We start from the raw sequence: 25,075 nt of genomic DNA on the forward strand, positions 1-25,075 counted from the left end.
ATGATTCCCATTTCCTTTGCGCAGGAGCATCCCATGTCATCCACCAAACTGCTCATCCCTGCTGAAAAGCTCCGTTGGAAGTGCGATCCCCAAACCTTTGAGTTCGAAACCACCGAAGAACTCCCTGATCTGGAAGACGCCATCGGGCAGGAGCGGGCTCTGCGCTCCATCGAGTTTGGACTCGGCATGCAAGGCACCGGCTTCAACCTCTACATCTCGGGCGAGACCGGCACCGGCCGGGCTTCGACCATCCGTAGCATCCTCAAAAAGCGTACAGCAGACGAATCGCCGCCTTGCGACTGGTTGTATGTCCATAACTTCAATGATCACGATGCGGCGGTTTCCCTGTCGCTGCCGGCCGGCATGGGCAGCGGGTTTGCGGCAGACATGAAGGAGCTGATCGAGGCGTTCAAGCTGGATATACCCAAGGCCCTGGAAAGCAGGGAGTACGAAAATCGCCGTACCGAGATCCTGGAAACCTACCAGGCTTCCAACAGTGAAATGTTCCAGGAGCTTGAAAAGGGGTGCGAGAAACGCGGATTTACACTGCAACGAACGGTCTCCGGGCTGGTGGTCGTACCCCAGAAGGAGGGGCGCAACTACACCCAGGAGGAGTTCGAGGGGCTGCCCCAGAAAAAGCGGGAAAAGCTGGAGAAAGACGGCAAGGAACTGACGGAACGGTTGAACGAGGTGCTGCGTCAGGTGCGTGAAAGTGAAAAGGCGACCAAGGATGCGCTCTCCCAGGCCGACCGCGACCTGGGTATGTCGTGTCTGGGACATCGTCTCGACCCGTTGCGCCAGAAGTATTCCGAGTTTCCCAAGGTGCTGGCCTATCTGGAGTCGGTGCAGGAGGATATCCTCAAAAACCTGGAAGATTTCAAGCCGCAGCCGCCTCAATCCCAGATTCCGGGGCTGAAGATGCCGCGCCAAGAACCAACCTTTGAACGCTACGAGGTCAACGTGCTGGTCGACAATCGGGAGGCCAAGGGCGCGCCGGTCATCTTCGAGTCCAACCCTACCTACAATAATCTTTTTGGGCGTATCGAGCACGTCATGCAGTACGGCGGCGTGGCAGTGACCGATTTCACCATGATCAGGTCCGGGGCTTTGCACCGCGCCAATGGCGGCTATCTGGTGATCGATGCCCGGGAAGTGCTGACCAACCCCTTTGTGTGGGACTCGCTGAAGCGGTGTGTCCGGACTGGCGAGATCAGAATCGAGGATGTGCTGGAACAGTATCGCTTCATGACCATGGTATCGCTTAAGCCCGAGCCGGTGCCGCTCCAGGCCAAGATCATCCTGATAGGCTCCCCCTGGATTTATTACCTGCTGTTTCACCTGGACCCGGATTACCGTAAGTTTTTCAAGGTCAAGGCCGAGTTCGACAACCGTGTCGCCCGTACGCCGGAGATCATGCGGGACTATGCCCTGTTCGTGGCTACCCACTGCCGGTGCGAAAAGCTGCTGCCTTTCGACCGTAGCGGTGTCGCCCGCCTGCTGGAATACACATCCCGTATGGTCGAGGATCAGGAAAAGCTCTCCTCCCAGTTTATGGAGATTGCCGATTTTATCCGAGAGGCCGCTTTTTGGGCTCAGAAGGATGGCCATACCATCGTGAATGGTGACGATGTCCAGCGTGCCGGCGAAGAGAAGCTCTACCGGGTCAACCGAATCGAGGAGCGCCTGCAGGAGTTGTACGACGACGGTACCATCATGGTGGATACGGACGGCGAAGTGATCGGACAGATCAACGGGTTGTCGGTCATCTCCCTGGGCGACCATACCTTCGGCCGCCCCTCGCGTATTACCGCGCGCGCCTATACCGGTCAGGCCGGCATGGTCAACGTGGAGCGCGAGGTGAAGCTTTCCGGCCCGATCCACGACAAGGGGGTCATGATCCTGACCGGATATCTTGGGGGGACCTTTGCCGTCAAACGCCCCTTGTCGCTTTCCGCTTCCATCTGCTTCGAACAGTCCTATGACGGCATTGAGGGCGACAGCGCCTCCTCCACCGAGCTGTATGCCCTGTTGTCGGCCCTGTCCGGAGTTCCCATCAGACAGGGTATCGCGGTGACCGGCAGCGTTAACCAGCGCGGCATCATCCAACCGATCGGCGGGGTCAATTACAAGATCGAGGGTTTTTTTGCCGTCTGCAGGTCCAAGGGGTTGACCGGGAGGCAGGGGGTCCTGATCCCCAAGGCCAACGAACGGAACCTGATGGTGCATGACGATGTGGTGGCGGCAGTCTCAGCGGGCCAGTTCCATATCTGGAGCGTGGAAACCATCGAGCAGGGGATCGAAATACTGACCGGTATGGCCGCCGGGACGCGCGGCAGGAACGGGGCGTTTCCCAAGGGGACGCTGTACCATTTGGTGGATGTTCATTTGCGCCGTATGGCAGAGGTGTTGCAAAAACAGGAGGAAAGGGGTAAAAGAAAACCCAAAAAATAAGTTGGGTTAACCAGCCTGTAATCCAAGTGCGACAAAGAGGGATACGAAGCATGGGAATCGAGTGGAGAGAGTCACTGGCAATCGGCGTACCGGAGATTGACCGTCAGCATAAGGAGCTTTTGTCCCGCTTCGACAGTCTGCTCAAGGCCTGCGAGGCGGGGAAGGGGATGGGTGAGTTACAGAGACTTCTGGGATTTCTCGATGAATATGTGGTCAGCCATTTCAGCGAAGAAGAAGGTATACAAAGAAACCACCGCTATCCCGGATATGCGGCACATAAAAAAGAGCATGACGGATTCGTTACCCGGCTCAAGGCGGTTAAGGATGAGATAAAGTCAGAGGGCGTGGCTGTTCATCATGTGACGGAAACCAACAACATGCTGCTCAAATGGCTGATTAACCACATCTCGAGGGTCGATGCTGAACTGGGCAAGTATCTGCGCGCCAACGCGGCACTTTAGATACCGGGGGCGATTGCTCCTCAGGGCTGTCCCCCTCATTTATTCATTCCGTATTCTCAGTCGCAATCCTCACGCCAAAGGCATTTTTCCTGGCCGCATGCGGCAGCTTTGCCGGAGGCGAAGCATTGTTCGTTACCTTCGGCCTGCTGGATGGCGCGTACCAGTTCAGCCTTTTTCAGTTTTCCTGTCTTGATATGGTGCTGCTTTGCAATTTCCCTGATTTCATCCAGTTTCATGCCTGACTCTCCCTGCCATATATGTTAATAGCGTTCCATGACTATTAGCATAGCGCAGCTTGGCAAAATTTCCACAACGGTTGCGTAAAGATTTGTAAACAAAAAGGGCGGGCCGACTGGCCCGCCCTTTTTGGGCGTGTTTTGAGGATATAAGTTTATACGCGGATGCCGGCGATGCGGAAGAGTGCTTCACGGTATTTTTCAGCGGTCTTTTCGACGATCTCCGCCGGCAGGGGCGGTGCGGGGGCTGTTTTGCCCCAATCGAGGGTCTCCAGATAATCCCGCAGGAATTGTTTGTCGAAACTGGGCTGTGGTCCGCCCGGCTTGTAGAGGTCCTTGGGCCAGAAACGGCTGGAGTCGGGGGTCATACATTCGTCGATGATGATCAACTCGCCCTCATAAACACCGAATTCGAACTTGGTGTCGGCGATGATAATCCCCTTCTGGGCGGCAAGATCGCGAGCCCGGGTGTAGATCCTGATGGTATAGTCGCGGGCCTGCTCGGCCAGTTCGCGCCCACAGATTTCAGCCATCTTCTCGAAGGAGATGTTTTCGTCATGAGTGCCCAGTTCTGCCTTGGTGGAAGGGGTGAAGATCGGTTCCGGCAACTGGTCCGATTCCAAAAGCCCGGCCGGGAGCTTGATACCGCAAATTGAGCCGCTGGCTTTATAGTCTTTCCAGCCGGAGCCGGAGACATAACCCCGCACGATACACTCCGCCGGTAGCGGCTTGGCCTTTTTCACCAGCATGGAGCGCCCCGCCAGCACATCGGCGTAGGGACGGCATACCGCCGGGTAGTCGGTCACGTCGGTTGAGATAATGTGGTTTTTAACGATGTCCTCCATCTGGCGGAACCAGAAAGCGGATATCTGCGTCAGCACGAAACCTTTGTCCGGGATCGGTTCGTTCATGATCACGTCAAAGGCCGAGATACGGTCCGACGTGACCAGGAGCAGGGTGTCTCCCAGGTCGTAAATATCCCGCACCTTGCCGCGGGCTGCGAGGTTCAGGCCGGGAAAATCGGTTTGCAGAACAGGCTGTGACATGGCATCTCTCCTATTTTTCAGCGATGAGCGCTTGATTTATCTCGATCTTGGCCTTGGCCCTGAGGCCCTTTGTCCAGGTGGCCAGGGCCTCTTCCTGCTTCTTGGGCAGCATCTTCAGCTTGATCTGCTGCTTGGTCTTGTCAAAGTCGGCCTTCGGGGCTTCGATGCGCTGTTTGAGGCGTATCGCATACCAGCGGTTACCCACCTTGAACGGTTCGTTGGCCACGGGCGCTGCGACGGTCAGTTTGAAGGCCGCCTCCATCAGGTCGGGGGCGTTGCCGATATCCGGAATGTTGCCCTTGTCCGAGAAACCGAAGATGCCGGTGGTGTGGGTCTTGAGCGCAGCCTTGGCGGCTAGCTGGCGGGCCGCGTCGGCAGCCCTTTTCTTGGCGAGTTCCACCGCTTTGACCGCCTTGACCTTCTGTTCCACTGCGGACCTGATCTCGGCGAGCGGCGGGACAGCCGATGCCTTGCGCTCCCTGGCCTTAATGATGTAAATGCCTTTGGCGGCCTCGACCGGTCCTCCCAATTCGCCATCTTTGAGTTCGAAGGCCTTTTTGATGACGGCTGTCTCGCCCGCCAAGGCGGCTACCGGGGCATTGGCTTCGAACAGCGGCGTCTCCTGCACCTTGAGGCCCAACTGCCCGGCGATCAGTTTCAGGTCGCCGGACTTGACGTTCTTGTAAAGAGTGTCGGCGGCCAATTCAAAGGACTGTTTGGCGGCCTTCTGTCTGAGGGCGTCGGCCTTGACCTTGTCTTTTACTTCCTTGAGGGGGAGGATGCCATCCTTACCCTGCCAGCGGTCGATGTTTTTCTGGTAGAAGGTCTGGATCTCCTCCTCGGAAACCGTCATCTTTGCCGCTTGGGAGGCCGGATCGAGCATGATATAGGAAAGGGCCACTTTCTCGGGGGTCTTGAACTCGTTCGGGTTTTTTTGCAGATACTCGTTGAGTTCCGCGTCGGTCGGTTTCACCTCTGCGATCACTTCGCTCGGCGCATAGGACACATACTCCAGTTCGATCTTGTCGTTTTCCTTTTTGTACTGGGCCAGGGCCTCGTCGTCGCTGACCGTCGCCTTGTCCTTGATTACTTGGCGGGCTTTGGAAAGCAGCAGGTCGTGCTTCTGCCCCTCCTCGAAGTCTTTGGGGGTCAGGCGACTGCCCCTCAAGAGCTGCTGGTACAGGTCGAAATTGAATTTTCCGTCCTTCTGGAACGTGGGCATGGCTTCAATGGAGTTGGCCACTTCATCCTTGGATACCTTGATCCCCATGGACTTGGCTTCCCTGACGACCAGGGCGTTGTCGATCAGGTTGTCCAGGGCCAGTTTTTTCAGCCCCAGTGCCTTTTCCAGCTCGGGGGTGATGGATTGGCCGTATATCTGCTGGTAGATGTTGCGGATACGTTGATAGGCGTTCTGGTATTCTTCCAGGGAGATCTTGGTGCCGTCCACCTTGGCCGCGTAACCGCTTCGTCCTCCGATACCGTCGCTCCCTTTGCCCCATACCAGGAACATGGTGCCGATAAAGGAAAGCACAATGACGACGAAGACTATTTTGATGATGATGGATTCCTTCTTTTTACGCATGAAGTCCAGCATGGCCGAAATACTCCTTGGATAGATTGGTTTTCGCAGATAAGTGCCCTAGTGGCGGTGGAAAAAGAAAATGAATACTACTATACGTCTCACCTGAATGCAAGATGCTTGTTTGGCGTTATGAGCGGTATGGTTGCGTCATTTTCGAGGCGTTTGATTTGTGCCGGAACCTATGTTAGGGTGCATCCGACCGAATCCCGAATCCATCACAAGGATGTGGCAATGGAACTCAGCTTTTCCCGATCCAACGACGAGATAGACCAGATGATCAACCGGCTGGTCGAGGCTGCCGGCGACATCCACCATGCCGGCATCATCCGCGAGATGATTCTGTCAAGCCTCAAGATCGGGCAGGAGGTCGACTATCTGGCGGATCTCAAGCTGATCAACCGTACTTTGCGCGAGATGCGGTTCACTGCTCGGGTATTCGGCCCGTATCGTGACCGGAAAAAGGTCACTATCTTCGGCTCGGCCCGCACCGGGCAGGGAGAAGAAATGTACGGGAAATGTGTCCGCTTCAGTCGCATGCTGGCGGACAACGGCTATATGATCATCACCGGGGGCGGTCCCGGCATCATGCAGGCCGGTAACGAGGGGGCAGGCAGCGAGAATTCCTTTGCCGTCAATATTCGCCTCCCCTTCGAGCAGCAGCCGAACCCGATCATGTACCGCAATCCGAGGCTGATCACCTATAAATACTTCTTCAACCGCAAGGTGGCTTTTGTCAAGGAGGCCGACGCCATTGCCGTCTTTCCCGGCGGTTTCGGCACGCTGGACGAAGCCATGGAGGTTTTTACCCTGATCCAGACCGGCAAGACTTCACCCAAACCGTTGATCCTGATAGACGACGAGGATGGCTACTGGGAACAGTTCTTTGCCTTCGTCAAGCAGAGCCTGCTGGTGAAGGGTTTTATTTCCGGCGAGGATTTCTCCCTGTTCACCATCACCAAGAACGAACAGGAAGCGGTCGAGGCTATCGATACCTTTTACCGTGTCTACCATTCCATGCGTTTCATTAACCATGATCTCGTCATCCGGTTGAACAAAAGGCTTTCCCCGGAACAGATCAGCACTCTGGAACAAGAGTTTCCCGAATTGCTTCAGGCGGGGGAACAGATCAATTGTTGCGGTGCAATGCCTGAAGAGGTTGATCAGCCCGACCTGATCGACCTGCCGCGTATAACAATGAAGTTCGACCATCATCACTATGGGCTGTTGTTGGCATTCATTCACCGGATAAACACTTTTTGAGTGCTGAGCGCTCACCGGCCCGCATTCGTTGACAAAGGCCGCCCGTTGGCGGTATAGTCTCATCATCTCACTTAGGGTTACAGTCCCGGAACGCCATGCAGGACCTTAAACATCTAACCAGAAAAAAGCATTTTTCAGGCGTCCGACTTTTCGGCTTCAATCGCAGCAACAAGAGAATTAGAGGCTCTGGTGAGCACAGCGGTTTGCAACTGTCCATGCCTGTTGGCAAACGTCGCGAGCGTCTCAAGCATATTCTCCTGTTTCTTGCCATCGTGCTGGCGTTGACGCCGGTTTGCGCCCTCGTGTACCAGAAGTCACCCCATGTGGTGCGGGCGGTGACTCTATGGCTTCACTCCCATTCCACTCCCGATATCAAAACGGCCGAGGCTGCGAAACCCCCGGCGAACGGCAGTTTCGAGGCGGCCGTGCGTCTTTTCGATACGGCGGTAGCGACTGAGGGGGGGCTCACGGCCCGCAGTGCAGGCGGGGATACCCTTCACTACAGCATCAGGGACGATCTGCAGAAGCGGGTTCACGATTTCATGGCCCAAAAGCAGGTGCCTTTCGGGGTGTTTGTGGCCATTGAACCGTCAACAGGCCGGATTCTGGCCATGACGTCCTATTCTTCCGTCGATCCCCAGTGGGTGCAGTCATCTTTCTTCGATCTCTACCCAATGGCCTCGTTGTTCAAGATCATCACCGCTTCTGCTGCTCTGGAAAATAAGAAGATCACCCCTGAAACGGTGGTTGAGTTCCGGGGACGCCCCTATTCGGAAAACCCGCGGTACTGGGATATCAGCCCGAGGGGCAACAATAGCCGCATGGATGTCGGCTATGCCTTGGGCAAATCCATCAATCCGGTGTACGGCCGGGTAGCCAGCGATATCGCCGGCAAGGCATCGGTAATGGAATACGTCCGCAAATTTGGTTTCAATCAATCGCTTCTTCCAGGCGTCCCGGTCAAGGAGAGCAAGGCCGGAGAACCTCAGACGGACCGTGCCTTGATGTTGATGGGGGCCGGCCTCGACCATGAGGTCAAGATATCACCCCTGCACGCTGCGGTGATTATGGGGGCTATTGCCAATCAGGGGCGGATGATGGCCCCAACCTTGACCGACAGGGTTGTCGATGCTGCGGGAGGTAATAAAGAGGAACATAAGCCCCGTGAACTACGCCGGCTTGTTTCGCCCGAGACAGCGGCGTCCCTCACCCGGATGCTCTCCAATACCGTAACCAGGGGTACGTCCCGGCGTGCCTTCCATGATCGCCGGGGCCGCCCGATGCTGGCTGGGATCGATATCGCCGCCAAGACCGGATCAATCGACGGGACCGATCCAAAAGGACATTACTCCTGGTTTGCCGCCTACGCTCCGGCCCATGAACCGCGTATAGCATTGGTGGCGTTAGTAATCAATCAGGATCGGTGGAAGATCAAGTCGTCGCAGGTGGGGGAACAGGCACTGGAGGAGTTTTTCAGGAAATAGCAGGCTGTTGAAAAACTGCCATCTCGCCGCCTCCTCGAAATCCCCTTTGTGCGGCGTAGCGCTGCTACGCCTCCGCGGGGCTTTCTGCGGGGGCGACGATCTGACTGTTTTTGAACAGCCTGAGTTTATTTTAGGAAAGATGCTCCAGGCTCTTGGCTCGATTTATGGCCGGTAGGTGTGTAGTTGCAATTCCCCGTCCCGCATCTCGCCGTAGGTGAACTGTTCCATCCAGTCCCCCAGGGAGAGGATGGTAAAAGGAGGGGAAGGCAGTTCTTCGCGGAATGCCAGGTGAAAGTGGCCGGTAACGAGTCCGTCGTAACCTTGCTGTTGCGTCGAGAGGGCGAAGGCGCGGATGATCTCCCGGTAGTTCCAGCGCTCCCGCTTGACCTGGTAGCTGGACCGGCTGGCGTGTTGCAGGCGCTCCTTGACCTTCAGCGCCAGCGATGGTGGGAAATGCCGGACGGCAGACGCAACCAGACGGTTGTGCAGCAGGAACCGGAGCAGGCGGTAGCCGCGGTCGGCGCGGTTGATCTGGTCGCCGTGGCATAGAAGGAGCTGCTTGCCCTGTACCGTTACGACAGCCGGTCCGTCGTGGATCTCAGCCGCCAGGTGCTTGCTGAAGACCGTGCCGAGATGGAAGTCGTGGTTGCCTTCGAAGTATACGATGCGGCAACCGCTGCGGGTCAGCTCCAGCAGCGCCGTTAGTACGGCATCGTACTGGCGGAAGGGCTGCGAGGGAAAGCCCAGCCAGAAGTCAAACAGGTCGCCCATGATGAAAAGGGTTTCCGTGTTTCCCTTCAGGGAGCCGAGGAAGCGGAGCAGCAGACGGTAATTGTGGTCCGTCGGCGTTTTCAGGTGGGCATCGGCCAGGAAGATGGTGCGCATGGTGCGGATTGTGCTGTCACTTGCGCGATATGTCAACAGGATAAGAGGAACAGGCATCATGGCTATCGTACATAATGTGGAAATTGTCTGGGATGAGTTGATGGATGCCTTTACCAGCGGACAGAGTGATCGAGTTTATTTTCTCGACCGTTACACCGGCGAAATTTTTTTCGTGCCCGCCACGCTGGAGGACGATGAGGTCTGGCGGCAGATGGATACCGGCCGGGATCGCTTTCTGGAGATTCCCCGCTTCGACTACGGTGTCGAACGACAGTTCATGTCCGGTTTCATCGGGGCCATCCAGGATTCCGGATTGCGCAGCATACTGGACGGCTCGTTGGCCGGCAAAAAACCTTACGGCAACATTAACGAGATCCTCCCCTTTTTCCCGGACGAGGAGGAACGGCTCACGGCAATGAAGGACGATTTTTTTGCCAGCAGGGTAAAAAACTGGCTGGAGGAGAATAACCTGTTCACGGTCGATACGGAAGCGATGCTTTCATCGCGCATGTAAGGAAGGCCTCCATGGCGCACCACCATGAACACCAGATCGTTCCCCGGAATGATTACGGGCGGTTGATCGCCGCCATTCTACTGCTCTGTCTGCTGGCAGCCGCCGGATACGCCCTGCAGCACACCATCTCATGTTTCCTGCTTTCCTGGGTAATCGCCTACCTTCTCGACCCGTTGCTCGTGCAGGCCGAACGGCACGGCATGAAGCGACTTGCTGCCTTGGGGCTGCTCTACATTGTTCTCACCGTTCTGATCATCTTCTTCTTCGCCTTCATGCTCCCCAAGCTCACCATCAGTTGGAACGGTATCCTCCACGAACTGCCATCCTACATCCAGAGGATCAAGCAGGCGGCCTTGGAGTGGAAGTCGCGGCTTCCCGACCGTTACGGCTCCGAGGAGATTCAGTGGCTTCTGGACAAGGTCTCGGCCAATGTGGATACGGCTGCAGAGAAGGCCGGCGCCTGGGTCTATGTCTTCGCTTCCCGGATTTTCTTCAATATCTTCAATATTGTCCTCGCCCCGATCCTGGTCTTTTTTATGCTCTATTACAAGCAGACCATCGTCGAGACCGCCGCCTCCTGGATTCCGGAACAGCGGCGTGACATGATGCTGCATATCGGTCGCGAGGTTAACACCAGTATCGGCGGCTATCTGCGAGGCCAGGTGATCGTTTCCGTTATCGTGGCGGTTCTGTCGCTGGCCGCGCTCTTTATCCTGGATGTTCCGCACCCGATCATCAGCGGCTTCTTTGCAGGAGCCGCCTCGGTGCTCCCCTTTATCGGGGTGTTTATCGCCGCGTTGCCGGCGTTGTTCTTTACCTGGTTCAAATACCAGACAGTGGGCAGTCTGGTCCAGACCGCCATCGCCTTCGGGGTGATCTATTTCCTGGAAGGATATGTAATCAAACCGCTGGTTTTCAAGAGCTCCATGAACCTTAACCCGCTGGTGACCATTGTCACGGTCATGGCCTTGGGCGAACTGCTGGGTTTCTGGGGCATCCTGCTGGCCCTGCCCATCGCCGCCGCCATAAAGATAACGTGGATGCACCTGCATGCCGGCAACTTCAGGGATTGACCCCGAACGGCATTTTGTTGATTTCCTCGTTCATTGATCCTGTTGTATAATATTCAAGAGGATTCTTGTCACAAACCCCGGAAAGTTCGCCTATGACCACGATCAGCATGAAAATCACCGGCATGTCCTGTGCCAATTGCGCTGCCCGGATCGAGAAGGAGATCGGGAAACAGCCTGGCGTCTCCACGGCAACCGTCAACTTTGCCATGGAAGAGTTGGCCGTAAGCTTCGATGAAACGGCCGTTTCATTGGAGGAGATCGCCGGTCGCGTCGAAAAGCTTGGCTACGGCGCGATTCGCCCCGAGCCGGCCGATGAATTGACCTTCGGTGTCCAGGGCCTGCACTGCGCCTCCTGCGTCAATCGGCTGGAAAAAAAACTGCTGGAAAACCCGGCCGTCAGCGCCGCCATTGTCAATTTGGCGGCCGAGACCGGTTTTGTTCGTTTCGATCCGCAACACCTCGGCATGGCTGATATTTTTGCCATGGTTCACGAGGCCGGCTACACCCCGGTTGAACTGCGCGGCGCCGAGGTCTCGGCTGACGACGCGCTTCGCCGGCAACGCAACTGGTTTCTCTTCTCCCTGGCGGCTTCGCTGCCGATCATGCTCACCATGGGCATCCATTCCAACCGGGCCGTGATGCAACTCAACCTGCTCTTGGCCACGGCGGTCCAATTCTCGGCTGGTCTGACCTTCTACCGCGGTGCCTGGAATGCCTTGAAAAACCGAAGCGCCAATATGGATGTGCTGGTGGCTCTGGGGACCTCGGCGGCTTATTTCTATTCGCTTCTTGCCTATGCCGGCCTGCTGGGGCCCCATAGGGAGGCCTTCTTCGAAACCTCGGCCATGCTTATCACCTTCATCCGCCTGGGTAAATACCTGGAGGCGCGGGCCCGGGGCAAGGCCGGCGAGGCGCTGAAAAAGCTTCTCCACCTCCAGGCCGACAAGGCTCGCCTGGTGACGGAGGAGGGGGAACGGGAGGTGCCGGCGTCCCTGATCCGTGTGGGCGATGTGGTACTGGTGCGGCCCGGTCAGGCGATCCCGGTGGATGGAGAGATTATCGAGGGAAACGGCGCGGTGGACGAGTCCATGGTGACCGGTGAGTCCCTGCCCGTGGAAAAGAAGGCCGGGGACACGGTGACCGGAGCAACCATCAACAAGAGCGGTGTCCTGCGGGTACGGGCGACCCGTGTCGGTGAAGCCACGCTTCTCTCCCAGATCGTCCGTATGGTACGGGAGGCCCAGGGTGATAAAGCCCCAATCCAGCGTTTCGCCGACGCGGTTTCCAGTTGGTTCGTGCCGGTTGTGTTACTTCTTTCGCTTGCGACATTTTTTGTCTGGTTCTCTACGCTCCACGCAGGTTTTCTGCCGGCCTTCCGTTTTGCCATTGCCGTTGTGGTGATCGCCTGCCCCTGCGCCATGGGACTGGCCACTCCGACCGCCATCATGGTGGGGAGCGGCGTGGCCCTGGCCCGTGGGATTCTGGTCAAGAAGGGGTCGGCCCTGGAGGCCATCTCTCGCATGCAGGTGCTGCTGCTGGACAAAACCGGCACCCTGACCATCGGGCAGCCGGCGATGACGGACCTGGCGGCCGTGGCGGGGGTCGACCCGTCGCGCCTGCTGAAGTGTCTGATAACGGCCGAGGTCCACTCGACCCATCCTTTGGCCCAGGCTGCGGTGCGGGCGGCCGAAGAGGCCGACATCAAACCCGGCGCGGCTACAGACTTCGAGGAACGGGGAGGTTTCGGTATCACCTGCACCTACGAAGGCTTCCGTCTGGCGGTTGGCAACGAGCGGCTGATGGAAGAGGAAGGAATCAGTCTCAAGGTGCTGGCCGACAAGGCTAAAGAGTTTGCCGGAGAGGGCAAGTCGCTGATCTACGTGGCTGCCGGCACGGCCTTGGTGGGGGTGGCCGCCTTCGCCGATACGCTTAAACCCAGTTCCGCCAAGGCCGTGGCCGAAATCCGGCGCATGGGCATCCAAACCTGCATGATCACCGGCGACCATGCAGATGTGGCGGGGATTGTGGCCAGGCAGGCCGGTGTGGACAGTTTCGAGGCAGAGGTGCTACCGGATCGCAAGCAGGAGGTGGTCAGGGAATACCAGCAACGCGGCATGATCACCGGAATGGTGGGCGACGGCATCAATGACGCCCCGGCCCTGGCGCGGTCGGATATCGGTATCGCCATCGGCGGCGGCACAGACGTAGCCAAGGAGACCGGCGATATCGTCCTGATGCGCAACGACCTGACGGACGTGGTGCGCGCCATCGCCATCGGCCGCGCAACCTTGGGCAAGGTGAAGCAGAACCTGTTCTGGGCATTGTTCTACAATATCCTCGGCATCCCGGTGGCGGCAGGGATGCTTTCCCGTTACGGCATAACCCTCAAGCCGGAGTACGCCGGCTTGGCCATGGCCTTTTCCTCGGTTTCGGTAGTGCTCAATTCCATCCTGCTGAAACGGGTGGGGAAACATCTGTAGAATGGCATCTGCTCTGTCCTTTGAGGCAATTAATGGAGATCCTTTATGAAGGTCGTCGCATTCAACGGTAGCCCCCGCAAAGAGGGCAATACCTCGCTGCTCATCAAGCATGTCTTCACGGAATTGAACCGGGAGGGGATCGAGACCGATCTGGTCCAGGTGGGGGGCGAGACGATCCGTGGCTGCACCGCCTGTTACAAGTGCTTTGCCCGTAAGGATCGGCGTTGTGCTATGGACGACGACATCATCAATGATTGCGTCGAAAAGATGATCGGCACCGACGGCATCATCATCGGTTCGCCAACCTACTTTGCCGCACTGACCCCCGAAACCAAGGCACTCATCGACCGCTGCGGCATGGTTACCCGCGCCAACGGAGACCTGCTCAAACGCAAGGCCGGCGCCGCGGTGGTGGCGGTCCGCCGGGCCGGCGCCATCCACGTATTCGACGCCATCAACCATTTCTTTTCCATCAGCCAGATGGTTGTCCCCGGTTCCAGTTACTGGAATTTTGCTTTTGGCCGCAATATGGGCGATGTGGAGCAGGATGAAGAGGGGATTAAGACGATGCGTGACCTGGGGGTAAATATGGCGTGGCTGATGAAGAAAATTGCGGAATGATGCGGGGCGATTCCGATATCGCCCCGCCAGAATCTGAAACAGCCTACAGCAGCGCCTTGGCCGCCGCGATTACGGCGGCGTAGTCCGGCTCGCTGGTCACTTCGGGCACGATCTGGACGTAGCGGACGATATCGTTGGCATCCACAACGAAAATCGCCCTGGCAAGCAACACCAACTCTTCGATCAGGACGCCGTAGTTTTTGCCGAAGGAACGGTTGCGGTAGTCGGACAGGGTGATCACCCTGTCGATGCCCGCCGCGCCGCACCAGCGTTTTTGGGCAAAGGGGAGATCCTGGCTGATGGTCAACACCACCACGTTGCCCGGCAGACCGGCTGCCTCCTGATTGAAACGACGGGTTTCGGTGTCGCATACCGGTGTGTCCAGCGACGGTACGGCGCTGATGATCTTTATCTTGCCGGCGTAGGTGGCCAGCGTTGTTGCCGTCAGGCCGTTATCCGCCACGGTGAAGTCGGGTGCCTTGTCGCCGATCTTTACCTCCGGGCCGACCAAGGTCATGGGGTTCCCCTTGAAGGTGATGACTCCTTTACGTTCGCTCATGGATGTGTCCTCCTCTTGATTGTCTGCATATCTTTTCGGACAATTTTACTCCGTAACCGTAAAAATGCAACCTCCCCCCGTCAAATCAAGCCATGCATCTGTAGGAACTGCATCACCAGCCGATAGGTAATACCCCATAACACCGGCTTGTCCGGTTGCGGGAGACGAATGGCGGGAACCGTCATCGAACCGCCGCGGAAGTGAACCTCGGTGCTGACATGCCGTCCCCGGTCCGCAAGGTCGGCCAGGTTTGCCCAGAATGCGTCTCGCGACTCGTGGTTGATGGTCACCGCCGGGGGTTCATGGCCGAAGCCATAGGCAAAGCAGGCGATCCGCACCGGCATGTGCGCGCCGACGCAATCGGCAAGCCTGCCCAGGTGCCGGGCCGCAGCCAACTCGATAGCGGCCTCCTCGCGGGTCTCCCGTTCGGCGGCCTGACGCAGTGTCTCGCCCGCTTCGACCCGCCCTCCGGGAAAGGCCAGATTGCCGGACCAGGGGTCGCGCTCATCGGCGGCCCGCTCCAGCAGGAGCAGTTGCAAGCCTAGGGGGCCTTCGGCCAGGATCATGGCCACTGCGGCCGGGCTACGCCCGTCAGTGGGCGTCTCATCGTGCTGCAGCCGGGAAAGCGTTGTGGATATGGTGTCAAAGGTGAGAGGCATGTCAGCGTCCTGTTTTATCTCCAACTGTAAACGGCCCGGGGGAGGGAAGTCAAAACCATTTTGGTGTGTGCCGGAGAAAGGGACCAATGCGATCCCATACATTTTGACTTTTTATGCCCCCCATGTTATAAATATCCACTTTTATCTCAAATTTCTTCTCGAACCGTTTACATAATCTTCAGACTGTCCATTCAGGGAGGTAAGCAATGAACCACTTTCAGTACAAAGGCAATGAACTCTATGCCGAGGACGTGCGGCTTGCGGATGTCGTCGCAAAGGCCGGCTCGCCGGTCTACGTCTATTCACACGCCACACTGGAACGTCACTTCAAAGCTTTTGACGATGCCTTTGCCGGGGTTCCCCACACGGTCTGCTACTCGGTCAAAGCCAACTCCACCCAGTCGGTACTCAAAACCTTCATCAATCTCGGCGGGGGCGTGGATATCGTCTCCGGCGGCGAGCTGTACCGGGCGCTCAAGGCTGGTGTAGCCCCAAAAAAAGTGGTCTACTCCGGGGTCGGCAAAAAGGACGACGAGATCGAATACGCCCTGAATACCGGCATTCTGATGTTTAACGTGGAGTCGGAGCAGGAGTTGACCAGGATCAGCGAGCTCGCCTCCCGCATGGGGAAGAAGGCCGGCATCGCCATCCGGGTCAACCCGGACGTGGACCCCGGCACTCATCCCTATATCACCACGGGCCTGAAAAATGCCAAATTCGGCATCACCATCGACCGCGCCATGGAGGAGTACAAGCGTGCCGCCGGTCTGCCGGGCATCGACGTGATCGGCATCGACATGCATATAGGCTCCCAGTTGACCAAGGTCAATCCCTTCGTCGATTCCATAGAGAAACTGAAGATCATGATCGGCAAGCTGAAGGAAATGGGCATCAACCTGCAATACCTGGACTGCGGCGGCGGTCTGGGCATCCAGTACAACAACGAGGAACCGCCGCTGCCGGCCGACTACGGCAAGGAGATCATCGCCGCCACCAAGGACCTGGGCATGCACCTGGTGTTTGAACCGGGCCGCAATATCGTCGGCAATGCCGGAATCCTGGTGAGTCGCTGCCTCTACACCAAGGAGCGCGACGAGAAGAACTTCATCATGATCGACGCCGGAATGAACGATCTGGCCCGCCCGGCCCTATACGGCTCCTTCCACGGTGTGCAGCCGGTAAAAAAGGATCAGGACGGCATGATCACCGCCGACATCGTCGGGCCGATCTGCGAGTCGGGCGACTTCCTCGTCAAGGACCGGGAAGTGCCGATGTTCAAGCAGGGCGACCTGATGGCTTTCATGTCGGCCGGTGCCTACGGGTTTGCCATGAGCAGTTCCTACAACAGCCGTCCCCGTGTGGCCGAAGTGATGGTCAAGGGTGGCGTATTCGAGGTCGTCCGCGAGCGTGAGACGATAGAAGACCTGATCAAGGGCGAGAAGATCGCCACGTTCCTGTAGGAGGTTGTTGAAAAACAGCCACCTCGCCGCCGTCCTCGAAGGCCCTCTCGTGCGGCGTAGCGCTGCTACGCCTCCTCAGGACCATCTGCGGGTGCGACGATCTGACTATTTTTGAACAACCTGGACATTTCAACAGCCTGGTAGTTGAAATCACTATATTCCACCCGCAAGGAGGAAAAGGGTATGTTTAGAGGAAGTATTGTCGCCATCGTGACACCATTCAAAAACGGTGCAGTTGACGAAGAGAAGTTGCGTGAGCTGGTGGAATTCCAGATTGCGGGCGGTACCGATGCCATCGTGCCCTGCGGCACCACCGGCGAATCGTCTACCCTGGACTACGAAGAACACGACCGGGTGATTGAGATCGTTGTGCAGCAGGTCAACAAGCGGGTTCCGGTCATAGCCGGCACCGGTTCCAATTCGACCCGCGAAGCGATCGAGATGACGGCTCATGCCAAGAAGATCGGAGCCGACGGCGCCTTGCTGGTCACCCCCTATTACAACAAGCCGACCCAGGAAGGGCTTTATCGCCACTACACGGCAGTTGCCGATGCCGTCGAACTGCCGTTGGTCCTGTACAACGTGCCCGGCCGCACTGGCGTGAACCTGTTGCCCGAGACCGTGGCCCGGCTGGCGCACCACCGGAATATCGTGGCCATCAAGGAGGCCACCGGCTCCCTTCAGCAGGCATCCGAAATCCTGGCCCTGTGCGGCGACCAGATAGACGTGCTCTCCGGTGACGACTTCATTACCTTTCCGCTCATGGCCTGCGGCGGCAAAGGGGTTATCTCGGTCACTGCCAACATCATGCCCGCAGAGGTTGCGGCCATGGTGGACGCCTTCGAGGCCGGCAACATGGCAGAGGCGCGCCGTCTGCATCTGAAACTGCTCAAGATCAGTAACGCCATGTTCCTCGAGAGCAACCCGATCCCAGTCAAGACCGCTTTGGGGTTGATGGGCAAATGCAGCGACGAGATGCGCCTGCCGCTTTGCCCCATGGGTGAGGCCAACAAGGCCAAGCTGGCTGCCATCATGAAAGAGTATAACCTGATTTAAATCTTAAATCTGCCACAGAGACACGGAGACACAGAGGTTCACAGAGAAAGGCAAAAAGCAAAAGCTGATGGGGGCACCCCGGATTTCAGCAAGCAGTCTTGTTTCCCTCCAGCTTTTCTCTGAGCCTCAGTGGCTCTGTGGCAAAACAAGGACTTTACCATGATCAACATCGCCGTTTGCGGCGCTGCCGGCCGTATGGGACAGCGCATCGTCAATGCCATCATCGAGTCCGAAGGTGTCCGGTTCTCCGGCGCGCTGGAACGTCCCGGCCATCCGCTCGTGGGCCAGGATGTGGGTCTGATCGCCGGTTGCGGTGAGTTGGGGGTTGCGGTTTCCGACGACCTGAACGGTGTGATTGCCGCCTGTGACGTGTTGATCGACTTTACCACACCCAAGGTATCGCTCAAGAACCTGGAGGCCTGCGGGCTGCAAAAGAAGGCCATCGTGATCGGTTCCACCGGTTTCACCCCCGATGAGCGCGCTCTGGCGGCGGAACTGGCCAAGACAATCCCGGTGGTGCTGGCGCCCAACATGTCGGTTGGGGTCAATGTCTGCTTCAAAATACTTAAGGACATTGCCGCAACCCTGGGAGATGATTTTGACGTGGAGATCGTCGAAGCGCACCACCGCTTGAAAAAGGACGCCCCTTCCGGCACGGCCGTGCGCATGGGCGAGGTGGTGGCCGAGGCCTTGGGGCGCGACTACAACAAGGTGGCCAACTTCCACCGCGAGGGAATCACCGGCGAGCGCACCAAGGAAGAAATCGGCATGCAGACTATCCGTGGCGGCGACATCATCGGTGAGCACACGGTCTACTTCATCGGCATGGGCGAGCGCATTGAGCTGTCCCACCGCGCCATGACCCGCGATATGTTCTCACGCGGTTCGGTCCGGGCCTCCAAGTGGGTCGTCTCGCAGAAACCGGGCTTGTACGACATGCAGGATGTCCTGGGGCTGCGATAGTCTCAAGCCGGAAGCCAGCGGCCACATCGTGTCCACATAAAAACGGGGAGTCTTTCTGATCAATGAATGCCGGGGTTCCGTTCAGGCGACACAGTATCACCGTAAGGATGACCGTGGCGGTCTGCACCTTCATCATCCTGTTTGCGTCGCTTTTGGTGGTCTCCTCCCTGTACTATTTCAAGCAGGAACTCAAAAACACGATCTCCAGCCAGCAAATGACCTTGCTGACCGTTGTGGCCCAAGGCATCGATCAGAAGCTGACGGCTGCCCAGAAAACAATTATTGAAGCATCCCGCGATGTCACGCCCGGCATGGTTGCAGACCCGGATGCGGCGCAGCGTTTTCTCGACAGCCAGCACAGCATCAAGAGTCTCTTCGACAACGGGATCTACCTGTTCTCGAAAGATGGGCGGATCATCGCCGAAGCACCTTTTCTCCCCGGCCGGCGCGGTAAGGATGTCTCTTTCCGGCAGTTTTATCAACAAACCATTGCCACGGGAAATGCGGTCATTTCGACCCCCTTCATTTCAACCCATTCCCCTGGGACGCCGGCGCTCAACATCACCGCCCCGGTACGGGACAAGAACGGGAGATTGATTGCTATCCTGGGCGGTGGCGTAAACCTGCTGCAAGATAATTTCCTGGGCGACCTGTCCCATATCCGCATAGCAAAAAAGGGATATCTCCTCCTGGTGGCCGGCGACCGGACCGTCATCATGCACCCGGACAGATCGCGGATCATAGCGACCAAGATCGCACCGGGTGCTAACAAGCTGCTGGACAGGGCGTTGGAAGGTACTGAAGGGGTTGGTGAATATACCAACTTCCGTGGTGTGCGCGTCCTGTCGTCCTTCAAGCGTCTCCACTCCACCGACTGGGTCGTCGGCGCCGATTATCCGCTGGACGAAGCCTACCAATCGGTCCACCGCCTGGAAAGATATTTTTTCGCGGCGGTGGTTGTCAGCGTCTGCCTGATCATCCTGATCGTCAGACTGATCATGGGGAACTACACCAGCACTCTGGTGCGCTTCGCCGAACACGTCGGGCAGATCTCTTCCAAGAACGGTGCCGACCGCCTGTTCAGGATCGAGAGCGAGGATGAGGTGGGGCTCGTGGCGCAGACCTTCAACGCCATGATCCAGGACCAGGACAAGAAGAACGAAGAACTGTTCTACATCAGCACCCACGACGCCCTTTCGGGGCTTTACAACCGCGCCTATTTCGACGACCAGATGGACCGGCTCTCCGCCGGCCGTATCACCCCTATCTCCGTGGTGATGGCCGATATCGACGACCTCAAGGTTTTCAACGACAGTCACGGCCATTCGGCCGGCGACGTGCTGATCACCACCGTTGCCCTGATCCTGCTGGAATCGTTCCGCGCCGAAGACGTGGTTGCCCGCATCGGCGGTGACGAATTCGCCATCCTGCTGCCGGGCGTGGATGCCGTCCAGGCGGACGTTGCCCTGAAACGGGTCAGGAGCGTGGCGGACAAGTATGCTGCCCAGGCCAGCGGGCTTACCCTGTCCATCTCCCTGGGGTGCGCCACGGTGCAGGACCCGACCAAACTGGACGAAGCCCTACAGCATGCCGACCAGCAGATGTACCTGGATAAGGTGAGCCGCAAGCTGGTGGAAAAGGAATCGGAATTGTAGGAGGTTGTTGAAAAACAGCCATCAGGCCTTCGTCCTCGAAAGCCCTTTTGTACGGCGTAGCGCTGCTAGGCCTCCCCAGGGCTTTTTGCGGGTGCGACGATCTGACTATTTTTGAACAACCTCAGTTTTCAACAGTCAGTTAGTAGCTTTCCGTTACATTATATACCCATCTTCGAGGAGGATTGAGGCACCAATGGCAAAAATCAACGACAACTACCTGAAACTGAAAGCAGGCTATCTGTTCCCGGAGATCGGCCGCCGCGTGCGCGCCTTTGCCGAGGCCAACCCGACCGCCAAGGTCATCCGCCTGGGCATCGGCGACGTCACCCGCCCCCTGGCCCCGGCCGTGATCAAGGCCTTCCACGACGCCGTGGACGATCTGGCGACTATCGACAAATTCGCCGGTTACGGCCCGGAGCAGGGCTACGACTGGCTGATCGACGCCATCATCGAAAAATCCTACAAGCCGCTGGGGGTCAGTCTCAAAACGGACGAGATGTTCATCTCCGACGGCTCCAAGTGCGACTGCGCCAACATCCTGGACATCTTTGCCCTGGACAACGTGGTGGCCATCGGCGACCCGGTCTACCCGGTCTACAACGACACCAACGTCATGATCGGCCGCACCGGCGAGGCCGACGACAAGGGGTACTACAAGAACATCGTCTACCTGCCCTGTAACGAGGCCAACGGTTTTATCCCGGCCCTGCCAACCCAAAAGGTGGACATCATCTATCTCTGCTTCCCCAACAACCCGACCGGGGTGGTGGCATCCAAGGACGAACTGAAGAAATGGGTCGATTACGCCCTTGCCAACGACGCGGTGATCTTTTTCGACGCCGCCTACGAAGCCTTCATCACCGATCCCGCCATTCCCCACTCCATCTACGAGATCGAAGGGGCCAAGCGGTGCGCCATCGAGTTCCGCTCCTTCTCCAAGACCGCCGGTTTCACCGGCGTGCGTTGCGGTCTGGTGGTCGTGCCGGAGGAGGTTATGGGCACCACCTCAACCGGTGAGAAGTACAGCTTCAACAAGCTCTGGCTGCGCCGCACCACCACCAAGTTCAACGGCGCCTCCTACCCGGTGCAGCGGGCCGCCGCCGCGGTCTACAGCGACGAGGGGTGGAAACAGACCAGGGAGATCATCGATTACTACATGGAGAACGCCCGCATCATTCGCGAAGGTCTGGCGGAAGCGGGGCTGACGGTCTACGGCGGGGTCAACGCCCCCTACATCTGGCTCAAGACGCCTGCCGGCATGACCAGTTGGGACTTCTTCGACAAACTCCTGAACGAGGCCAACGTGGTGGGAACACCCGGTTCCGGTTTCGGCCCCAGCGGGGAAGGGTTTTTCCGGCTGTCGGCCTTCGGGAATCGTGACAATGTCATTGAGGCGGTGGATAGGATCAAAAAGAACCTGAAATAGATTGTAGTCGACAAGGCGGCCAATTATTGGCCGCCTGTATTCACCAAACATTGACAAAAATACCGCAGCCGTGCCATAAAATAGCCCGCACAAGGGAAAGCCGCTTCTGCCTGATGAAGCGGTTTTTGTTTTTCCCGGGGGATGTTCCTGCAAAAATATTTTCGGAGATAGTGTGTGGACAACAGAAAACGACTACTGATCAGAAACAAGACAATAGCCACGGGATTGATGATCGGCGCGGCTCTGCTGTTTGTGGTGGCCCGCCTGCACAAGGGGCAGGGGCACTGGGAGTGGGTTGCCGCTTTTGCGGAGGCGGCCATGGTCGGCGCCCTGGCGGACTGGTTCGCCGTGGTGGCGCTGTTCCGCCACCCTTTGGGAGTACCCATACCCCATACGGCCATCATCAAGAACAAAAAGGACGTCATTGCCGGGAACCTGGCGGGCTTTATCCGCGACAAATTCCTGGCCAGCGATACCCTGATCGCCAAGCTGCGGGAGTACAACCCGGCCGAACATCTTGCCGCGTATCTGATGTCGAAGGATAATGCCGCCGGTCTGGCCAAAGGGGCGACCCGTGTGCTTGCCGATTCCCTGGATTTCATCCATGACGAGCGGGTGCAGCGGTTGTTGCGGGCCGCCCTGGGCAGCCGGATCGAAAACTTCGATCTATCCACTGCCACCGGTACGATGCTCGATGCGCTCAGAAAGGACAATCGTCACCAAATCGTCCTCGATGACCTGTTGCGCCGTTGTGCCGCGTGGCTGGCGACCGATGAGGCGCAGGCCAGGCTGGCCAACGCCATTGATACCATGTGCAAGAAGGAATACCCGATCCTGGCGGCTTTCATCCCCAACCGCGAACAGTTTGCCAAAGGGGTGGGGGAAAAGGTGGTACACCGGATCAACGTATTTATCCAGGAGGTCAACGCCGATCCTTGTCATGAGGTCCGGTACCGGTTCGATACCACCGTGACGGAGTTTATTGCCCGGTTGAAGTCCGACCCGGCGTTGCGGGACAAGATCGAGACGATCAAGGGTGAGGTCGTCCATAACCAGGCAATAGCCGATTACGCCCGGAGCATCGGCAACGATTTGAAGGGTTGGCTGAGCGACGACCTGCATCAGCCCGAGTCACAGGTGCAGGAGAAGATTGCGGCGGCGGTTGCCGGTCTCGGCGCGGCCTTGTCCCGCAACCGGGGGTTGCAGGAGTCGCTGAATGCTTATCTGGAAACCCTGATACTACATTACGGGGATGGGCTGCGGACTGCGGTTGCCGGGCATATTTCCGGCACCATGCAACGGTGGGAAAGCGACGACTATACCAGCGAGATCGAGCTGAGCATCGGTTCCGACCTGCAATTTATCAGGATGAACGGCACCCTGGTGGGCGGCGTGATCGGCCTGCTCCTGCATGCCGTCTCTCTGCTGCTCGGGTAGCCACTCTATTTCAGTAATCACCACGGGGCCTCTATGAAGATTCAAACGGTGACAATGGAAAACCGCGTCAAGGTCTATGCCCTGTTGCAACGCGCCTTTCCCCGTAGCGCTTATGAAGCCGCGCTGGTGCAAAAACTCCACGAGAACTGCCGGGCCGTGCACGAGTGGGTCTGTATCCACACCAACAAGGTCATTGCGTACATCGCCTTTTCCCCAGCCTATCACGGCAAGGAGGTCTGCGGCCTGCACCTGGCGCCCATGGCCGTGGCGCCCGATTTTCAAAGGCAGGGGGTGGGCGCGGAACTGCTTCGGTTTGCCCTGCGGCAGGAGGCGATCAAAAGCCAAACCCTGTTCGTCCTGGGCGAACCGGCCTATTACACCAGGTTCGGCTTTGAGCCATGCAGTATGCCGGTCTGCCCGTTCGATACCAACAACGCGCATTTCCTGAGCATGCGCAACACCGTTGCCACCAGTTTTGTTGTTGGCTACGAACCCGAGTTCAAAACCGCCGCGCCGCCGCCCCGCGCGCAGGGTAAAAAACACCGGACCCGGTGAGCACCAGAAGATTCGGGTGGTCGCGCACGTCATATAAAAAGGTGACCAATTCTGCTGCCTTCGTTGCCTCCCCTGCTAGGGTTTCTTACCGGCCGGATTCATCTGCCACAGGGCCAGTGTCGCCCCGGTCGGGTCGGTGATGACGCTGAACCAGCCGATGCCGGGGATCTCGGTAACCTCCTTGCAGATCGTCGCCCCGAGAGCTCGGGCCTTGTCGGTGGCGACGACCGCGTCGTCCACCAGCACGTAGGCCATCCAGCAGGAGGGCGAATCGGGCTGGACGGTTCTCATGATGCCGCCGCCGGTCCCTTCGCCCACCTTGATCAGGGTATAGTCCATTCCCGGTATCTCTTCCAACTCCCAATCAAACAGCCCGGTATAAAACGCCTTGGCCTTGGCCACGTCGGTGGTCGCCAACTCCACATGCACGAACGGATTTGCCATGACACGCTTCCTTTCTGTCGGCAATAGTATGCTCTTCCTTCATTATACGCCGTCCTGGGCAAAACGGTCGCTATGGAATCCCGGAACAATTTTGGGATACACAACCCACTACATGGCGATTGGTGGTGGATGTTCTTTGCACGATAGTGCATACTGGTTTCGCCGGAAGGCGCCGTTGACGCAAGAAGCGCCCATTAACCCTGATGGAGAATAACCTATGGAAGTAGATCTGGCCTTGCTGAGAAACCTGCTGAGCAAACGGGGCGATGAGATTGAAAAGATCGTTGCCGGGACCGGCTATCTGGCAAAAACCGTTGTGGGAGTCGGCACCTTTTTACTCGATAACGAAGGGGACATAGGTCTCTTGACCTCGAAACAAAAGGCCGTCTTTGACAAGTTCCTCCAGCCGCTGCTGGAGGAAGCCCGCAGATAGCCGATAACGCACTTCATACAGGGAAAGCCTGATGACGAAGGCGGCCAATCGGCCGCCTTCCGTTTCTTGCGCGGACATCGTCTGCGCAAGCGGAGTCATGGGCGGTGGCGTAATGGAACAGACGCCGTGAGGTGGGTCTGGGCAGGGCTGAAAAGGGTGGGACAATGCCAAACAAGCTGGAAGAAAACAGGATAATGATTCCGGCACAAAAAAACGATTGAAGGTGGAACTATGAGTTTATTCAATATATGGAACCCTGTGAAGGTTTGTCGTACCCGCATGATCAGTAAGGACTTTTTCGAGTGCAAGGTGAAAAAGCCCGATCCTGAATT

The 25,075-nt window shown here is 57.7% G+C and carries 23 protein-coding genes; 16 read left to right on the forward strand and 7 right to left on the reverse strand.

The features are described 5' to 3' along the window. The first annotated feature begins 33 nt into the window (after positions 1 to 33). Complete coding sequence (locus LDN12_RS03410; RefSeq protein WP_223921283.1) at positions 34 to 2,451, forward strand: Lon protease family protein; 2,418 nt, start codon at positions 34 to 36, stop codon at positions 2,449 to 2,451. A gap of 50 nt (positions 2,452 to 2,501) precedes the next feature. Next, positions 2,502 to 2,912 (forward strand): bacteriohemerythrin, encoded by a 411-nt coding sequence (locus LDN12_RS03415; protein WP_223921284.1) that lies wholly within the window; start codon positions 2,502 to 2,504, stop codon positions 2,910 to 2,912. Between the two features lie 56 nt (positions 2,913 to 2,968). Here LDN12_RS03415 and LDN12_RS03420 read toward each other — a convergent pair whose 3' ends face one another. From LDN12_RS03420 to LDN12_RS03430, 3 genes are all read right to left on the reverse strand, one after another. Then, a complete protein-coding gene (locus LDN12_RS03420) occupies positions 2,969 to 3,148 on the reverse strand; it encodes a Rho termination factor N-terminal domain-containing protein (RefSeq protein WP_223921285.1) in 180 nt (59 codons plus the stop codon). A 155-nt stretch (positions 3,149 to 3,303) separates the two neighbouring features. Further along, complete coding sequence (locus LDN12_RS03425; RefSeq protein WP_223921286.1) at positions 3,304 to 4,194, reverse strand: phosphoribosylaminoimidazolesuccinocarboxamide synthase; 891 nt, start codon at positions 4,192 to 4,194, stop codon at positions 3,304 to 3,306. Positions 4,195 to 4,204: 10 nt separating this feature from the next. Then, positions 4,205 to 5,791 (reverse strand): peptidylprolyl isomerase, encoded by a 1,587-nt coding sequence (locus tag LDN12_RS03430; RefSeq protein WP_223921287.1) that lies wholly within the window; start codon positions 5,789 to 5,791, stop codon positions 4,205 to 4,207. Between the two features lie 219 nt (positions 5,792 to 6,010). On the opposite strand from LDN12_RS03430, the gene LDN12_RS03435 reads away from it, so the two are divergent. Together LDN12_RS03435 and LDN12_RS03440 are read left to right on the forward strand one after the other, a co-directional pair. Continuing rightward, complete coding sequence (locus LDN12_RS03435) at positions 6,011 to 7,039, forward strand: TIGR00730 family Rossman fold protein (protein WP_223921288.1); 1,029 nt, start codon at positions 6,011 to 6,013, stop codon at positions 7,037 to 7,039. A gap of 215 nt (positions 7,040 to 7,254) precedes the next feature. Then, positions 7,255 to 8,523, forward strand: a complete 1,269-nt coding sequence (locus LDN12_RS03440) for a penicillin-binding transpeptidase domain-containing protein (protein WP_223921289.1) — start codon at positions 7,255 to 7,257, stop codon at positions 8,521 to 8,523. A gap of 162 nt (positions 8,524 to 8,685) precedes the next feature. Here LDN12_RS03440 and LDN12_RS03445 read toward each other — a convergent pair whose 3' ends face one another. Then, positions 8,686 to 9,408 (reverse strand): UDP-2,3-diacylglucosamine diphosphatase, encoded by a 723-nt coding sequence (locus LDN12_RS03445; protein WP_223921290.1) that lies wholly within the window; start codon positions 9,406 to 9,408, stop codon positions 8,686 to 8,688. Positions 9,409 to 9,466: 58 nt separating this feature from the next. Here LDN12_RS03445 and LDN12_RS03450 point away from each other — a divergent pair, with 58 nt between their 5' ends. From LDN12_RS03450 to LDN12_RS03465, 4 genes are all read left to right on the forward strand, one after another. Beyond that, positions 9,467 to 9,922, forward strand: a complete 456-nt coding sequence (locus tag LDN12_RS03450; RefSeq protein WP_223921291.1) for a UPF0158 family protein — start codon at positions 9,467 to 9,469, stop codon at positions 9,920 to 9,922. 11 nt (positions 9,923 to 9,933) lie between these two features. After that, a complete protein-coding gene (locus tag LDN12_RS03455) occupies positions 9,934 to 10,995 on the forward strand; it encodes an AI-2E family transporter (RefSeq protein WP_223921292.1) in 1,062 nt (353 codons plus the stop codon). Between the two features lie 92 nt (positions 10,996 to 11,087). Continuing rightward, positions 11,088 to 13,475 (forward strand): copper-translocating P-type ATPase, encoded by a 2,388-nt coding sequence (locus LDN12_RS03460; RefSeq protein ID WP_223921293.1) that lies wholly within the window; start codon positions 11,088 to 11,090, stop codon positions 13,473 to 13,475. A 45-nt stretch (positions 13,476 to 13,520) separates the two neighbouring features. Next, positions 13,521 to 14,096 (forward strand): flavodoxin family protein, encoded by a 576-nt coding sequence (locus LDN12_RS03465; RefSeq protein ID WP_223921294.1) that lies wholly within the window; start codon positions 13,521 to 13,523, stop codon positions 14,094 to 14,096. A gap of 43 nt (positions 14,097 to 14,139) precedes the next feature. Here the strand turns inward: LDN12_RS03465 and tpx are convergent, their stop codons facing one another. Further along, on the reverse strand, positions 14,140 to 14,655 hold the full coding sequence (gene tpx / locus LDN12_RS03470; protein ID WP_223921295.1) for a thiol peroxidase: 516 nt from the start codon (positions 14,653 to 14,655) through the stop codon (positions 14,140 to 14,142). Between the two features lie 80 nt (positions 14,656 to 14,735). After that, positions 14,736 to 15,314 carry an NUDIX domain-containing protein gene (locus LDN12_RS03475; RefSeq protein WP_223921296.1) on the reverse strand — a complete coding sequence of 193 codons (579 nt, stop codon included), beginning with the start codon at positions 15,312 to 15,314 and terminating at the stop codon, positions 14,736 to 14,738. Positions 15,315 to 15,520: 206 nt separating this feature from the next. Here LDN12_RS03475 and lysA point away from each other — a divergent pair, with 206 nt between their 5' ends. The 7 genes from lysA to LDN12_RS03510 all read left to right on the forward strand — a co-directional run bounded on the left by lysA (position 15,521) and on the right by LDN12_RS03510 (position 23,866). Continuing rightward, complete coding sequence (lysA, locus tag LDN12_RS03480; RefSeq protein WP_223921297.1) at positions 15,521 to 16,774, forward strand: diaminopimelate decarboxylase; 1,254 nt, start codon at positions 15,521 to 15,523, stop codon at positions 16,772 to 16,774. A gap of 183 nt (positions 16,775 to 16,957) precedes the next feature. Continuing rightward, positions 16,958 to 17,830, forward strand: coding sequence for a 4-hydroxy-tetrahydrodipicolinate synthase (gene dapA / locus LDN12_RS03485; RefSeq protein ID WP_223921298.1), 873 nt, complete (start codon positions 16,958 to 16,960; stop codon positions 17,828 to 17,830). Between the two features lie 159 nt (positions 17,831 to 17,989). Next, positions 17,990 to 18,793, forward strand: a complete 804-nt coding sequence (gene dapB / locus LDN12_RS03490; RefSeq protein ID WP_223921299.1) for a 4-hydroxy-tetrahydrodipicolinate reductase — start codon at positions 17,990 to 17,992, stop codon at positions 18,791 to 18,793. Positions 18,794 to 18,855: 62 nt separating this feature from the next. Next, complete coding sequence (locus LDN12_RS03495; RefSeq protein WP_223921300.1) at positions 18,856 to 20,448, forward strand: sensor domain-containing diguanylate cyclase; 1,593 nt, start codon at positions 18,856 to 18,858, stop codon at positions 20,446 to 20,448. 193 nt (positions 20,449 to 20,641) lie between these two features. Then, positions 20,642 to 21,874: an LL-diaminopimelate aminotransferase gene (locus tag LDN12_RS03500; RefSeq protein ID WP_223921301.1), complete on the forward strand. Its 1,233-nt coding sequence runs from the start codon at positions 20,642 to 20,644 to the stop codon at positions 21,872 to 21,874. A gap of 174 nt (positions 21,875 to 22,048) precedes the next feature. Next, entirely contained in the window at positions 22,049 to 23,311 is a 1,263-nt protein-coding gene (locus LDN12_RS03505) for a DUF445 domain-containing protein (RefSeq protein WP_223921302.1), read from the forward strand. Positions 23,312 to 23,344: 33 nt separating this feature from the next. Continuing rightward, a complete protein-coding gene (locus LDN12_RS03510; protein ID WP_223921303.1) occupies positions 23,345 to 23,866 on the forward strand; it encodes a GNAT family N-acetyltransferase in 522 nt (173 codons plus the stop codon). Positions 23,867 to 23,941: 75 nt separating this feature from the next. Here the strand turns inward: LDN12_RS03510 and LDN12_RS03515 are convergent, their stop codons facing one another. Then, entirely contained in the window at positions 23,942 to 24,310 is a 369-nt protein-coding gene (locus LDN12_RS03515; protein ID WP_223921304.1) for a VOC family protein, read from the reverse strand. 217 nt (positions 24,311 to 24,527) lie between these two features. Between LDN12_RS03515 and LDN12_RS03520 the strand changes: the two genes are divergently transcribed. Further along, positions 24,528 to 24,743 (forward strand): hypothetical protein, encoded by a 216-nt coding sequence (locus LDN12_RS03520; protein WP_223921305.1) that lies wholly within the window; start codon positions 24,528 to 24,530, stop codon positions 24,741 to 24,743. The last annotated feature ends 332 nt before the right edge of the window (positions 24,744 to 25,075 follow it).

This window comes from Geobacter sp. AOG2, from assembly GCF_019972295.1.
GTDB lineage: Bacteria > Desulfobacterota > Desulfuromonadia > Geobacterales > Pseudopelobacteraceae > Oryzomonas.